The sequence below is a fragment of the Microcoleus sp. Pol10D4 genome, from assembly GCF_036701555.1.
In the GTDB taxonomy this organism is placed as follows: Bacteria; Cyanobacteriota; Cyanobacteriia; order Cyanobacteriales; family Microcoleaceae; genus Microcoleus.
The window spans coordinates 1-14338 of record NZ_JAUBRA010000055.1; the positions used below are offsets into that span (position 1 = coordinate 1).

General features: G+C 44.2%; 12 protein-coding genes. 3 read left to right on the plus strand and 9 right to left on the minus strand.

Features of this window, described 5'->3' with window-relative positions; all coding sequences use genetic code 11:
• Positions 1–138: 138 nt before the first annotated feature.
• Complete coding sequence (locus QUA36_RS23035) at positions 139–3294, minus strand: PAS domain-containing protein (RefSeq protein ID WP_333459231.1); 3156 nt, start codon at positions 3292–3294, stop codon at positions 139–141.
• A 580-nt stretch (positions 3295–3874) separates the two neighbouring features.
• A complete protein-coding gene (locus tag QUA36_RS23040) occupies positions 3875–4813 on the minus strand; it encodes a glycosyltransferase (RefSeq protein WP_333459232.1) in 939 nt (312 codons plus the stop codon).
• Between the two features lie 309 nt (positions 4814–5122).
• Between QUA36_RS23040 and QUA36_RS23045 the strand changes: the two genes are divergently transcribed.
• Positions 5123–6331, plus strand: a complete 1209-nt coding sequence (locus QUA36_RS23045; RefSeq protein WP_333459233.1) for an argininosuccinate synthase — start codon at positions 5123–5125, stop codon at positions 6329–6331.
• A 356-nt stretch (positions 6332–6687) separates the two neighbouring features.
• Here the strand turns inward: QUA36_RS23045 and QUA36_RS23050 are convergent, their stop codons facing one another.
• Entirely contained in the window at positions 6688–8136 is a 1449-nt protein-coding gene (locus QUA36_RS23050) for a GTP-binding protein (RefSeq protein WP_333459234.1), read from the minus strand.
• Between the two features lie 212 nt (positions 8137–8348).
• On the opposite strand from QUA36_RS23050, the gene QUA36_RS23055 reads away from it, so the two are divergent.
• Positions 8349–9179 (plus strand): type II CAAX endopeptidase family protein, encoded by an 831-nt coding sequence (locus tag QUA36_RS23055; protein WP_333459235.1) that lies wholly within the window; start codon positions 8349–8351, stop codon positions 9177–9179.
• A gap of 118 nt (positions 9180–9297) precedes the next feature.
• On the opposite strand, the gene QUA36_RS23060 is transcribed toward QUA36_RS23055, so the two are convergent.
• The 3 genes from QUA36_RS23060 to QUA36_RS23070 all read right to left on the minus strand — a co-directional run bounded on the left by QUA36_RS23060 (position 9298) and on the right by QUA36_RS23070 (position 12489).
• Positions 9298–9675 (minus strand): HEPN domain-containing protein, encoded by a 378-nt coding sequence (locus QUA36_RS23060; RefSeq protein WP_190659296.1) that lies wholly within the window; start codon positions 9673–9675, stop codon positions 9298–9300.
• A complete protein-coding gene (locus QUA36_RS23065; protein ID WP_333459236.1) occupies positions 9665–10129 on the minus strand; it encodes a hypothetical protein in 465 nt (154 codons plus the stop codon). Before QUA36_RS23065 ends, QUA36_RS23060 begins: the two co-directional genes overlap by 11 nt.
• Positions 10130–10548: 419 nt before the next feature.
• On the minus strand, positions 10549–12489 hold the full coding sequence (locus QUA36_RS23070; protein ID WP_333459237.1) for a bifunctional serine/threonine-protein kinase/formylglycine-generating enzyme family protein: 1941 nt from the start codon (positions 12487–12489) through the stop codon (positions 10549–10551).
• 56 nt (positions 12490–12545) lie between these two features.
• Between QUA36_RS23070 and QUA36_RS23075 the strand changes: the two genes are divergently transcribed.
• Positions 12546–12923, plus strand: a complete 378-nt coding sequence (locus QUA36_RS23075) for an S-layer protein (protein WP_333459238.1) — start codon at positions 12546–12548, stop codon at positions 12921–12923.
• Between the two features lie 81 nt (positions 12924–13004).
• On the opposite strand, the gene QUA36_RS23080 is transcribed toward QUA36_RS23075, so the two are convergent.
• The 3 genes from QUA36_RS23080 to QUA36_RS23090 are packed head-to-tail and all read right to left on the minus strand — an operon-like array spanning position 13005 to position 14191.
• The gene (locus QUA36_RS23080; protein ID WP_332958583.1) at positions 13005–13271 is read right to left on the minus strand and encodes a DUF3146 family protein; all 267 of its coding nucleotides are present in this window, start codon (positions 13269–13271) and stop codon (positions 13005–13007) included.
• Positions 13268–13930: an aminoacyl-tRNA hydrolase gene (pth, locus tag QUA36_RS23085; protein WP_332958584.1), complete on the minus strand. Its 663-nt coding sequence runs from the start codon at positions 13928–13930 to the stop codon at positions 13268–13270. Before pth ends, QUA36_RS23080 begins: the two co-directional genes overlap by 4 nt.
• Positions 13931–14191: a TatA/E family twin arginine-targeting protein translocase gene (locus tag QUA36_RS23090; protein WP_333152463.1), complete on the minus strand. Its 261-nt coding sequence runs from the start codon at positions 14189–14191 to the stop codon at positions 13931–13933.
• Positions 14192–14338 lie beyond the last annotated feature (147 nt).

The following is a 14338-nucleotide window of genomic DNA, read 5'->3' on the forward strand; positions in this document are numbered from 1 at the left end:
GATTTTAAATCACCCTAACCTTCCTTCAGTCTTGTCTTATGGTACTCTGGCTGCTTAAAAACTGTCCGGAGTATTGTTAGTGAACCACCCCCTACAATAATTAGGGTTAATTTACCGCAGATGATTTAACAGCTTATCCTAACTTTTAACTTTTAACTTTTTTTGCGAAATCGGCAGTTTGATCGCAAATTCTGTTCCCCGGCCAACTTCTGAATGACACTCCAACTTACCGCCGTGGGTGTCTTTCACAATTTGGTAACTAATTGACAACCCCAAACCAGTGCCGCTGCCGACAGGTTTGGTAGTAAAAAATGGGTCAAACATCCTGGACTGAACTTCGGGACGGATACCGAGTCCGCTGTCAGAAATCCGCACACACACTTGATTTTCGCTGCTGACTTCAGTAACAATGCGAAGCTGGTTAACTTTGCAAGTACAGTGGGCTGATGACTCTTCCATAGAGTCGATCGCATTTACCAGCAAATTCATAAATACCTGGTTTAATTGAGCCGGATAACACTCGACTTTGGGCAGGTTCCCGTAATTTTTAATAACTTGAATCTCTCGACGTTTTGGCTGTGACTGGAATCGGTGCTGCAAAATCACCAAAGTGCTCTCTATCCCTTCATGAATATCTATTACTTTGCGCTCTGTTTCGTCTAGTCTCGAAAAGTTTCTCAAAGACAGGACTATCTGCTTAATTCGGTTAGCACCTTCTTGCATTGAAGCCATGATTTTTGGAAAATCCCCAGCAATAAAATCTACCTCGACTTCTGCCAATTCATTGGCTATTTCATGAACTGGTTTAGGATAGTATTGCTGGTAGAGCTCGATCAATTTTACCAAATCGCGAGCGTACTGTGCGGCGGGAATAATATTGCCATAGATGAAGCTGATAGGGTTATTAATTTCGTGAGCTACTCCCGCTACCATTTGCCCGATACTTGACATTTTCTCGGCTTGAATAAGCTGAGATTGAGCTTTTTGTAAGTCTGCTAAAGTTTTTTCTAACTGTTTCGCTTTTTCTCGTTCTCGCTGTTCGCTAAATTGTAAATCTACTTCGGCTTGTTTGCGATCGCTAATATCAATATGCGTACCCGTCATCCGCAAAGGATTTGCCGAAGCGTCGTGTTCCATCACCTTCGCTTGAGCTAAAATCCACTTCCACTCGCCGGATTTTGTCAGCATCCTAAATTCCACTTCGTAAGTAGGACTTTTGCCTTGCAGGTGAGCATTTAGCGCTGCTTGAGCCGGAGACAAATCCTCTGGATGTACCAGTTTTTCCCAGGATGCAAAACTATTTGCTATTTCCTCTACTTCATATCCCAGCATCATTTTCCACCGCGGATTAAAATAGACTTCTCCCGTAACCAGATTCCAATCCCACAATCCCATCGCACTGCCTTCAAATGCCAGATAAAAACGTTCTTCGCTAATTTGTAAAGCTGCTTCGGCTTGTTTGCGATCGCTAATATCCATCACTGTTCCCAACAGTTTTATTACTTCTCCGGTTTCGCTAAAAACAGCTTCCCCCCTTCCTTCCACGTATATAATTTGACCGCTAGGATGCAAAAATCGAAACTCTCTTTTGTAGGAAATGCCTTGTGAGATAGTTAGGCTGACTGTTTGTTGAAAGAATTCTCTGTCGTCGGGATGACACATTTTTAAAAGTTTGGCAGATGTCGGTTCAGTTGCGGTTGAGTCAAGACCAAAAATGCGGAATACTTCTTCTGACCAAATAATTTTATTTGTGACTACATCAAATTCCCAACTGCCGATATGGGCAATTTTCTGGGCTGCTGCTAGACTAGCTTCGCTTTGTTGAAGTTTAAGCCGCTGTTGTTTATCTTGTTCCAGAAGATTTGCTTGAGCGATCGCAATTCCCATTTGTGCCGCCACAGCGCTCAATAATCTGATCTCATCCTGTGTCCAGTGGCGAGGGCGATCGTACTGGTGCAAGCATATCATTCCGTTGGCTTTTCCCTGGTAGGAAGTGCGGATGGATATCATCGAATTCAAACCTATTTGAGAACACAAATCTCTGACATTTTCTAGCAGCGGTTCGGCAAAAACATCGTCAGAAACTACAGCTTGATCTTGGGACAATATAAATTGAACGTGAGGATTGCCATGTACAGGAATTTGTAGTTCTAAAAGCGATTGGGATGCGGTTTTTCTGTACTCAGCCACATTAGGTAGGCGGGGAATTGGGTGTTCGGTATAGGTGTGAATCAAGCAGCAATCGGCATTAAAAATTCGACCTATTTGGGCGGCCGCTGTTTGAAAAACTTGATCCGGCTTTAAGCTGTAGCGAATTTCGAGAGTAATTGTTTCTAGCAGAAATCTTTGCTTAATTTGCCGTTCCAAAGCAGCTAAAGCTGTTTTAAGTTCGAGTTCTGCTTGTTTGCGATCGCTTATTTCAGTAGCCGTCCCCAAAATTTTCCAAGGTTTGTCGTCTGCTGTTCTGGCAAACACTGTATCCACGCTAACAAACCAGAGATATTCACCATTTTTGTGCTGAATTCGGTACTCTAACTCAAAGCTTTCACCGTCCTTTGCTGCGTCAATTTTGCTCAGATGTTCTGAGAATCCTGGCAAATCGTCAGGGTGTATTAAGTTAGGAATAAATCCTCCTGCCATCTTCTGGATTTCTTCAAGGGTGTAGCCAATATCGCTATAGATTTCGCGGTTGATATACAGAGTTCGCTGTTCTATCAAATCGGAAACGTACAAAAGGTTAGGATGTGTTTGAATTACTGCCGACAGCCAGCGTTGGCTGTCTCGGAGTTCTGCTTCGATCCGTTTGCGTTCTTCTATTTCTGCTTGCAGCCGCGCATTTTGTGCTAAGATTTGTTTATAAAGACGGCTCAGAAGCAGTTGATTTTCGACGCGACTCACCACTTCTTCTGTTTGAAATGGTTTACTAATGTAGTCTGCCCCCCCCACCGAAAAAGCTTTGACTTTATCAAAAACTTCATTTAAAGAGCTAATAAAAATTACAGGAATATGTTTGGTTTGCGGACAAGCTTTTAGCTGTTCGCAGACTTGATAACCATCCATACCGGGCATCATGATGTCCAGCAAAATCAAGTCTGGTGGGTTCGACATAGCAAAGTTAAGAGCCAATTTGCCATCTCGTGTCGGCCGCACTTTATATCCCCGCTTAGACAAAAGCTGGGATAAAAGCCGCAAGCTTTCTGGATGGTCGTCCACCATTAAAATATTTTCTTGTAAGACAGTGTTTTGAAGTCTAAGTGTTTCTAGTCTTGGATTTTTATCGTCAGTTGTATTCACAGCAAACCCTCAAACTATTCAAGTTGTATATGTGGGAATATTTTTAAAGTCCTTAACCGCTTTTAGCTAACACTCTCAGATCAACCAGCACAACTATTGACTATATAGCACACTCCTAAATTATCTGTCATTATATCAAAAATAATGCTCCTTTGAAAATGTTAGTGGCTCCAATTATCGAAGCCGAGTGAGAAAACAGCCTAGATGCCTCAAATCAAAGGCTAAGCAAGCAATTTTGATTAAAGGTAAAACTTTTACTTTTACAAATTTTATAACCCGGTTTTGCCTCCCTTGACCGGGTGGCTCTGTATTGTGTTTTATCAGCAGATATACACACTCTAAAAGTTAATTAAAACAGGCCGGGAAATGGGTGTCAACTTAAGACTAAATTTCTTTTATTTCTGGTTTTTACCCAAGTCTTGAATTTCCTAAATCCCCCTTCCTTGTTAAGCAGCCATAGGGCAGTGTAGGCATAATTGTCCGACAGTACCCCGTTACTAATTATGAGCTTAAGTTGACACCAATGGGCCCTGAAAAACTCATACAATATCTTATATTTTATTTGCGGGATGGGGTTGACTTAGGGTATTTTTGTTTCGGTCTGCAATTCCCCAGAAGCAGCGTACACGGCTTTCACGTTATACCAATTCAGAAAAATCCGAGCGATTTCTAAAGCTAACTGCGGCTTACCTTGGTCAATCAACCACTGCAAAAAAGGAGTCATCGTTCGCTCGTTTAGCATCCCACCTAATGATAAAACTCCCCACAGAATTTGGTGCAAAAAAGTCATTTGAATCATCATCCGCACTTCCCAATTTGGGTGTTTTTGATAAAACAAAACTCCCATTCTCCCGCGCTGAATTTCTCGGTCAATCATGCCGGGAATTTGCTCTAAACTAAAAGGTGGATGCCAGTGATAGCCGACAGCAGCCGGACATTTAATCAGTTTCAAACCTAATTTTTTTAACCTGACACCCAATTCTAAATCTTCCCATCCGTACAGTTGAAAGCGATTGTCAAACAGTCCAGCAGCCAGCAGCCAGTGGCGGGCGATCGCCACATTTCCCGTAGCAAAATAAGCCGCCGAAAAATCCGTTATTTTGTAGGGTTCCGAAGTAGGATTATCGAAATTGCAAGTATTAATCACACTGCCGTAAGTAAAAACCGCATCCGTATCTTTGTAACCCTGTAGCAAAGCATCGGCGTGCGCTTGCAAAAAATGCTCTGTTACCACCAAATCGCTGTCAATAAAAATAATCGTATCGCCCTTAGCATCTTCAACGCCCAAATTCCGGGCCGCCGCCGGGCCCTGGTGAGATTGACAGATCGATCGCACATGAGGCAACAAGTCGGCATTTGTCGCCAACCACTCCAGCGTCCCATCGGTCGATCCGTCGTCCACCACAATTACTTCATACTCTCTGGCAATCTCACCGAACTGCTGATTTTCCAAAGCCAGTAGACATTTTGCCAAAATCGGTTTACGATTGTACGTCGGAATCACAACACTAAAAAACACGGTTTTTCCCCATCTCCACAGTTACCGTATCCCACGGTAGCAGATTTTTCGCAGCAACTCCCCCGCGAAATAGCCAAGTTTAGCAAAAAAAGAATATATAAATCTGTACTATTTCTGACAAGAATCGATCTCAATTAGGTGCATAATGAAAAGTCGGTTAAACCTCACATTAGGCACCATTCTCAAGAACAGGCAAGATGCCCGTTCCACAAAAATGATATTTTTTTGTGGGGTGGGCCGAAGAGCCCGCCCTGAAAAGCTTAGTGACAAGGGTGCAAGATGTCAGTTAAATTCAGGATGTAAATAGCAATGAGTCGCGCTAAAAAAGTTGTGCTAGCATATTCGGGCGGAGTCGATACCTCCGTCTGCATTCCTTACCTCAAAAACGAGTGGGGTGTGGAAGAGGTAATTACTCTGGCTGCGGATTTGGGACAGGGAGACGAATTAGAACCGATCCGCAAAAAAGCTTTAGCATCCGGTGCTTCGGAATCTTTAGTTATTGATGCTACCGAAGAATTTGTCAAAGACTATGCGTTTCCAGCGATTCAAGCTAACGCACTTTACGAAAACCGTTATCCCCTTTCGACTGCCCTCGCTCGCCCGCTGATTGCTAAATTGTTAGTAGAAGCGGCGGAAAAATACGGTGCAGATGCGATCGCCCACGGTTGCACCGGCAAAGGAAACGATCAGGTGCGGTTCGATGTGTCGATCGGCGCGCTCAACCCCAAGATTAAAATCTTAGCACCAGCGCGGGAGTGGAAAATGAGCCGCGAGGAAACGATCGCATACGGCGAGAGATGCGGCATTCCGTCGCCTGTCAAGAAGTCTTCGCCTTACAGTATCGATCGCAACTTATTGGGAATGGCAATTGAAGCCGGAATCCTCGAAGATCCTTGGGCGGAACCGCCGGAAGAAGTGTTTTTGATGACAAAGGCGATCGAGCAAACTCCCGACACACCCGAATATATTGAAATCGGTTTCGAGTTCGGAAATCCTGTCAGTTTGAACGGCAAAGAGTTATCACCAGTCGCCTTAATTTCCCAACTCAACGAAACAGTTGGAAATCACGGAGTCGGGCGCATCGACATGATTGAAAACCGCCTAGTTGGGATTAAATCGCGGGAAATTTACGAAACACCAGCGATTTTAGTTTTGATGCACGCGCACCGGGACTTAGAAAGTTTGACGCTGACAGCAGATGTAACGCGATACAAGCGAGGCATCGAAGAAACCTACAGCCAAATGATTTACAACGGTCTTTGGTACAATCCTTTGAAAACCGCTTTAGACGCATTTATTCAGGACACGCAAAAGCGAGTAACTGGAACCGTGCGGCTCAAACTCTTCAAAGGCAATGCGACTATCGTCGGCCGCAAATCTGACAATTCTCTGTACAGTTTCGACTTAGCAACCTACGGCGCAGAAGACGAATTCGATCACAAAGCTGCCGAAGGATTTGTCTATGTTTGGGGACTACCAACCCGCATTTGGTCAGAGAAAAATAGAGGTTATAAATAGGATCGAATTAGGGTAGAAAACCTGATGTTAAGCCGCCAAATCGAATTCGGATTAACAATTCGATGTTAACCCGCCGAATCGAATTGGCGGCTACACAAGCAAAGTCCGCCTTCGCGGAATTAGAGTAGAGTTTGCACGGCGCATCTTATTTGCCACAATCGCCCAACCTGTGCCAATTGGCTAAGTCATGAGTTAGTAAGATACAGTAATAATTGGTAATTGGTAATTGGTTGTTATCCTAATAATTTGTTAAATTGTCTTCACACAAATTTAGCTTTGAAGCAGGGGTTGAAACCCCTGCCAGATTGCGGCAGGGCTGCGCCATAATTGCTGGGTAAACGTAAAAAAGCCGATCGCTAAGATTTCTGTTTTTCCACACTTCCCAAATCCAACTTAGCCCGCAACTCCTCCTTAATCCGATTTAAAATAGAATCCTCATCCAAAGAAGACAAAATCTTGCTCACAACAGCCTTTGGCCCATCATCTCCCCAAGAAGCGCCATTAGCCAAATAAGCCTTAGTAACTTGACCAATACCGTAGGAAGAAACCCCCGCAATTGCAGCTTGCGTCACCGCTACAGACAAATAAGGCCCTAAAGCCAAACCCCCCGTCGCCGGCGTCGCCAAACCCAACAATCCTTTCAACGAGCTCAAACCAAAATTAGCCAACAATTCGCCGGCAGTAATCCCGCCCATACTAATCGCAATCTTTTGCAGCAATTCCACCGCGCCCGCTTCCGTCATCGCAATGCCGTAAACTTTAGATAAAGTTAAGATCATCACCACATCAATTACCGCACCGCTAAGAATATCAACTACAGTAATTGGATTAAGTGCGATCGCCACAGCTTTAGTCATTACCCCGTTCCAGATAATGCGATTAGCCGCGTCATCTCGAATTTCCATTTTTCGCTGCACCAAATGCTCGTTAATATCCCCCGCACAGAGCATCGTATTCAGCGCGACCAAAGATTTGCCTTCCCGGTCTAAAATCTCCAAAATCTTTAATTTTAAATCTTGCACTTGTGGCAAACTGCGAGTCATTTGCACGCCCATACTTCCGTCGGGACGGCGCACCGCCCTCGCCGTCAAAGGCGAAGCCGCCGCCATCACAATTTCATCGGGAGACAACAATTCTCTTACGCGATCATCTCGAATTTTATGATAAATTGCCAGCCTGTCTGCATCAGGATACTGGTCAATTTTATTAAACACTAATAACATCGGTTTTCCGGCTTCCCGCAACTGCGAAAGTGCTGCGTATTCCACCTTTGTAATGTCGCCAGCAACTACAAACAAAATCAAATCTGCTTGTTGAGCAACGCGGCGGGCTAAAAGTTCGCGAGTTTCGCCGTCAACTTCATCTATTCCCGGGGTGTCGATTAATTCTACTTGCGACAAACGGTAAACAACTGGCGAAAGTCTATCGGGCAAATTCTCATCAATTCCCTCTCCGACATCCCACTGCCCGATAGTCGTGGTGCGAGTCACCCCGTGAGTCGGGCCAGTTTCAAACACATTTTGACCTAGCAGCGCGTTCAAAACCGAAGATTTTCCCCTTCCCACCATCCCAAACACAGCTATTTGCACGCAAGCGCGCTCTAGCTTGTCGAGCATTTTCTCCAACCCGCCAATTTCCGGTTCCAGTCCAGTTCGCTCTTGAACTGTCAAGTCGAGATTTTCTACTATATCTCGCAGAGCATCTTTAGCGTGGCGCAGGTTGAGTTCTGCCTGAATGTCTGCGAAGCTTAAAATTGTGTCATCTAATTCGCGATCGACATTTGAAAAATCGGAGGCTTCAGTCATTGTTACCTGATGTTATAGCTTTGCTTCACTTAAATTTTTAACCGATATGATGCCATTCTAGCTTTTTCCGTCTGCTTTGTACATTAGGGGTACGGCAATGGTGTGTTTAGAATCCGGGTAGGGACACAGCAATGCTGTGTCCTAATCCTGGTAAGGACACAGCATTGCTGTGTCCTTACAGATATCATGTAAAACCTGTTTAATTTACAACAATGATTAACCGCCTCCACATAATAGCCAGTTATCCATTTCCTTTACGTGTGATAATTTTCCTATTAATCTTGCTAGCAATTTGGCTGCCGCTAGCAGCACCAATTTATCTCTTAGTTAAAGATAGTAATCTAGCAACTATTCTGACAATGGGATTGTTGTTTACTGAATTTCTGTTCCTAGTGCCGCGCTGGGGAAAACAGGTTTACGGACAAACCCAATTACTCAAAAGCTACGGGTTAATCAATACGCGAAAAAACGGTCTTGAGCTTTTAATTGGATTGGCGATCGGGCTTTGTCTCACTTTCAGCTTATTTGCGGTGCAAGGGCTGTTCGGCTTAGTCGCGTGGCAAAATTCTGATAATTTGCCTAGAATCATCGCAGAAGGGCTGTTAAGTGCTCTTGGAGTCGGTTTTGCGGAGGAGTTGGTATTCCGTGGTTGGTTGCTGGACGAGTTGCAGCGGGATTACAATTATAAAATATCTCTGTGGGCGAATAGCTTGGTGTTTGCCCTCTCTCATTTTATCAAACCTGTCGCGGCTATGCTGGGGAGTTGGCCGCAGTTTCCGGGGTTGTTGTTGCTGGGTTTGAGTCTGGTTTGGGGAAAAAGATCGCGCCAAAATCGCCTCGGTTTGTCGATCGGGCTTCATGCAGGTTTAGTCTGGGGATATTACACGATCAACATCGGGCAGTTAGTGCGATATTCGGCATCTGTTCCCGAGTGGGTGACAGGAGTTAACGGCAATCCGCTAGCTGGGGCGATCGGGCTGTTGTTTTTGAGCGTATTGGCTGTGGGAATGCGAAAAATGTCTGAACATTCCAAGGGTTTGTAATATATCCATCAGGTGCGTCGCTATGAGATTGTTGGTATTTAGTTAGGAATTTATCGCAGGCGACACACCCTACAACTACTGCTGTTTTAGCAAAGGCATTATCAGATTAAATTGATATTTAGAGATTATTTAGGTTATAAATTATTTCTTGAGAACGCTTGATCGCAATAGTAGCAATCGCAGATAATAAGGGAAAATTATCGTCATAGTCTGCTTGATTTCGATATCGGCGCAACACTGCTAAATTATCGGCGATTAATTGATATCTTGAGTCAGGATTAATATCAAATTCTTGCCAAACATAGCGGTGAATATCGCTAGTTTTTGGCAGGGAATGACCTTGTTTATCTCGCAAATAGTTCCGCGCTAAGATAAAAGCAGCATAATAGGAACGACTGATAGCATCCCTCAATCGCGCCTCCTGTTCAGCAGGAATAGTTGCTTGACCAGCAAGTTCTTTTGCTAAATTTAGGTATTGCGACCAATCAAAACTCATCAGTATATTCCAAAATCGTATAAAAATGCTCCCGAATTTCATGGGATAATCCCCTAGACCAATTTTTACGCAATTCGTCTTCTCTATCCATTGCTTCATCGGGATCGAGGTCTGTCAAGATGATTGAGAGAACCAGATGAACATAGTTAGGAATTTCGGGGTCATTGATGACTTGAAGTAATAGTTTTTGTTCGGCAAAATAATTGCTAATTTGAACGGGTGCTTCTAGCACAACGGGAAGTAAAAACGGATATTTGTTAATAAATTCAATGACTTCTGTCTTGTCTCGGAAAATGTATGATTTTTCTAGGGTTTCGATGTCTGATTGGGAAATGAGGAAAGGCGCGACTCTTGGTGCTGATATCTTGTCTAAAATTAAGGATGCTATGGCATTTTGTTCTGCTTCGGGTAGTTGAGAGACGGTGGCAAAAGTTTCTTCTAATAGGTTATTCATTTTATAAATCTCCTATGCGACTATTCGTGATAAAAATCAATATTTCTAATTATAATCTGTTCGGCGGTGAATCTGAAAAAAAAAATAGTTGACTACGCTGGAACCCATCCTAAATCAGCATCAACTCCTCCGTAAATAAACCAGACTATTTCAGCAGACTTGTCTATACAGAAAGCATTGACACAATGACAGTGATTTTCCCAAACAGAACTTACGCACAGGTGGCCAGAAACCGGGTTTTTTGAGGATATCCTTCGCTGTACTCCACAGATTAAGTAAAAAACCCGGTGTCTTTGTCGGGAGTGCATCCACGAGTGCAAAAAAAAATCGAGTCACCAGAGGCGACCAAAAAAGTGAAAAAGACAAAAGAGTAAAGAGCAAAAGGGCAAAATAGCCAAGAAGAGTCCTCGCGGGGAAAACTAGGACGACGAAGAAACCGAAGCAACCGCTACACGAAAACCCCCGCACCAGCCCAAGAGGCCCGCAGAGACGTAGTAGCGGAAGGCAGCACGGCAATAGACCGCATCGTCGTACCACGAACACCCACGCATCACTCGGTATTTACTGTCTCCACCACTTTCCCAAGCACTTCCGTCAGTCGGCGCACCGTTATAATCATCGTGGGAAATATCTTGACACCATTCCCAAACATTCCCGTGCATATCGTAAAGTCCAAAGCTATTAGGTGGAAAACTACCCACAACAGTTGTTTTTTCACGATAGATTCCCTTCGGTGCAGAACCGTAGGGAAAATTGCCACGATAATTGGCTAAATCCGGGGTAACTGTGTCCCCAAAATGAAATGGAGTAGTTGTCCCAGCCCGACAAGCATATTCCCATTCCGCCTCACTAGGAAGGCGATAGCTTCTACCCGTCTTCCGAGACAATCTGGCACAAAATTCAACAGCATGATACCAAGAAACCTTTTCTACAGGAAGGTTTTTACCCTTGAAGCTAGAAGGGTCAGGATTAAGGTCATACTGAATTTTAGGCAGATTAGCTACTACTTCCCACTGTGCTTGAGTAATCGGGTATTTCCCCAGCAGAAACGGTTTGATTGTCACCTGATGTTGAGGTCTTTCCTCGTCATCGGTTCCTCGTTGCGTTGCAGGTGCACCCATTTTGAAGCTGCCTTTGGGGATAGAAACCATTTCTAAAGTAACGCCATTGGCGATAGTTTCTGTAAAAACCTGTGCTTGACTTTGGCTGCGCTTGGTGATTTTCCCCTTTGAATTCACTGTCACCGTTTCAAATTGAACTGTTTTTAGGGGATTTGACAATACTTTTACAGGTTGAGGCGATTTGTTCCCCAAACTTTGATACACAGTTGGTGTTGGTGGCGGTGTTGGTGGCGGTGTTGGTGGCGGTGTTGGTGGCGGTGGTGTTGGCGGTGGTGTTGGTGTTGGTGTTGGTGTTGGTGTTGGTGTCAGTGGTGTTGGTGTTGGTGTTGGTGTTGGTGTTGGTGTCAGTGGTGTTGGTGTCGGTGGTGTTGGTGTCGGTGGTGTTGGTGTCGGTGGTGTTGGTGTTGGTGTCGGAGGCGGCGACAAAGATAAAATTGCTTGCAATGCTTGCTCTGCATTTTGATAGCGCTGACTGAAATGATCGCGCACCATTTTATCTAACACATTTGCTAAATAATTGCTAACTTGCGCTTGATTTCGCCAAATAACTTCTCCCGTCTGCGGATCTTGTGGTAAGGTATCAGGAGGTTGACCAGTCAATGCTTGAATCCCAATCATCCCCACTGCATAAATATCGCTACACAGTTTAGGTTTGCCGTTCGCTTGTTCGCTGGGCATATAACCCGAAGTACCAATGCCAACGGTGAAGCGAGTTTGTCCTTGAGCATTAACAACCATTGTGCTAATTTCCTTGACCGCCCCGAAATCAATCAAGATAATTTTACCATCATAGCGGCGCATTAAATTAGCAGGTTTCAAGTCACGATGAATCACATTTTGCTGATGAACAATGGCTAAAACTTCTAAGATATCGTGCAATAATTTAATAGTATGGGATTCGCTTGATTTTTTACCGAGAATCAGTTCTTTGGTAAGGTCATGTCCTTCGATAAAATCTTGCACCAAATAAAATTTGCCCTTTTCCTCAAAGTGGGCGAAAAGGCTGGGGATTTGGTCGTGTAGCTTACCCAATTTATGCAGGGTTTGGGCTTCTTTATCGAATAAGCGTTTGGCCATTAGCAAAAGGCCAGGGTCAGCGTTTTGCGGTTTAAGATGTTTAACGACGCACTGGGGATGTCCGGGTAAGTCTAAATCTTTGGCAAGGTAGGTGTGGCCAAAACCGCCTTTCCCCAAGAATTTGATAATTTGATAATGATTGCGGAGGGTACGACCCAGCATAGTTTTCAGGGAATGCAGTGGAAGTTAGGATATATTGTCGCACAAGAGGAAATTAGATGCTTAAACTCAGAATCGTTTCCACAATGATACTGCTAATTAGTGCCAGTTGTTCATTTCCCGTACAAGCACAAAATCCTGCACAAATAAAGCCAAATAATTCTTTAGTTCAAGTGCAGCCAACGCGAGAACAAATTCTCAATGCTTGCGTGCAGAATCAGGCTGAAACCCTGCCCAATCCTTTTACCGATGTACCATCAAATCACTGGGCTTACAAAGCTGTTTTGACGATGTATTATTGCGGGGCTTACCGAGAAGGGACGCCACCTGCTTTAATTAAAGAATTACTGGAATCGGGACCTCCTACTAGAGAAAGTTTGCCTTCCCGATTACCGTTTCCCAATTTCCCATTACAGCCATTTCCCGTGATTAATTAAAGAATTAGTGGAAGCGGGATATCCTACTAAAAGAAGTTTTTATTCCCGATTACCTTTGCCAGATTTCCCATTACCAAGATTTTAAAACTCAGCCCTAACCGTAAACGAATAATCCCCACCAGGTTCAAGCTGATAATCCCATTTTTCCAGAAAACGGTGCAGCGGTTCCTGAATCAATGCCCTACCCTGAGAAGGCTCAAGTATCAGTGTTTTTTCTGACGTGAAACGCCACTGAAACTGCCACTCAAAATTGCCGGCAGTCACTTCACCCTCAATCGTGCCTTTTTGCCAAGATTGGCCAGTAACCCGGACATATGCAGTTGTTTCAGGCAAACGTCTCGAACTCACCTTTTTGTTTCCGCGTTTGTTTCTGCAATTGTGCGACTATTGTAAAGGCTCATGGCTTTTTCTACTCCTTGGTGCAGACTCAGTTCCACAGCTTCTACAACCAGTTTAAGCACTTTCTCTACTAACTGACTTTCCTCTGAGGAAAATTTTCCTAAAACGAAGGAAATCGTATCTTTCTCATTTTTAGCCGCATCGTTTTGAGGTTTGCCGATGCCAATCCGCAAGCGGGGAAACTTGTCTGTGCCCAAATGAGAAATTGTCGATTTCATGCCGTTGTGTCCGCCGGCAGAACCTGCAAGCCGCATTCTCAATTTCCCGATCGGCAAATCCATATCATCGTATACTATTAATACCGACTCAGCAGGTATCTTGTACCAATCCGTCGCCGCCCGAATCGATTGACCCGACAGATTCATGTAAGTAAGCGGTTTCAGCAAGCGAATTTTCTGTCCCCGCGGCCGGTTTCCCTCGCCAAATATGCCTTGAAATTTGCGATTTTCCGACAGCGAAATCTGCCAAGATTTAGCCAAGGCATCGACAGCATTAAAGCCTATGTTGTGTCGGGTGCGATCGTATTTAGGTTCGGGATTGCCCAAGCCAACAATTAGCTGGGGAATCACTAACTCCGCTGGTGTTTCCGACTTCTGAGTGTTGTTCATTTAACTGTCTGTGCTATCTTCCTTGGGAGTAGCCGCGGCGAGTTTTTCAGTTGCCGGTTTGCTGCTAGTTGCTACTGCTTCTTCTAACTGCTTAGCTTCCCGCGTGAACTCCGACTCAAAATCCCGCGAAGCGTCTTGAAAGCCCCGAATTGCCTTCCCCATACTCCTGCCAATTTCTGGTAATTTTTTCGGGCCAAATACCAATAGGGCGATCGTAAAAATAACTGCCATTTCGGGCAAACCAATGCCAAAAATATTCATTGTTTTTCTCCAGCAATTTGTTTAGTTACTTCTTGTTTATTTATGGAAAAAGTAATCGGAAAGGGTAAGGAAAAACGGAAAAACTTAGCTTTTACCCTTTCTCCTCAACCCTAAGCTTTTACTTTTAGCCTTACTGTTTTGTGATCA

What these genes read in the sequence shown, in the direction of transcription:
- QUA36_RS23045 (WP_333459233.1), top strand. Translation starts at nt 5,123, where the DNA reads ATGAGTCGCGCTAAAAAAGTTGTGCTAGCATATTCGGGCGGAGTCGAT.
- QUA36_RS23050 (WP_333459234.1), bottom strand. Translation starts at nt 8,136, where the DNA reads ATGACTGAAGCCTCCGATTTTTCAAATGTCGATCGCGAATTAGATGAC.
- QUA36_RS23055 (WP_333459235.1), top strand. Translation starts at nt 8,349, where the DNA reads ATGATTAACCGCCTCCACATAATAGCCAGTTATCCATTTCCTTTACGT.
- QUA36_RS23060 (WP_190659296.1), bottom strand. Translation starts at nt 9,675, where the DNA reads ATGAGTTTTGATTGGTCGCAATACCTAAATTTAGCAAAAGAACTTGCT.
- QUA36_RS23065 (WP_333459236.1), bottom strand. Translation starts at nt 10,129, where the DNA reads ATGAATAACCTATTAGAAGAAACTTTTGCCACCGTCTCTCAACTACCC.
- QUA36_RS23070 (WP_333459237.1), bottom strand. Translation starts at nt 12,489, where the DNA reads ATGCTGGGTCGTACCCTCCGCAATCATTATCAAATTATCAAATTCTTG.
- QUA36_RS23075 (WP_333459238.1), top strand. Translation starts at nt 12,546, where the DNA reads ATGCTTAAACTCAGAATCGTTTCCACAATGATACTGCTAATTAGTGCC.
- pth (WP_332958584.1), bottom strand. Translation starts at nt 13,930, where the DNA reads ATGAACAACACTCAGAAGTCGGAAACACCAGCGGAGTTAGTGATTCCC.
- QUA36_RS23090 (WP_333152463.1), bottom strand. Translation starts at nt 14,191, where the DNA reads ATGAATATTTTTGGCATTGGTTTGCCCGAAATGGCAGTTATTTTTACG.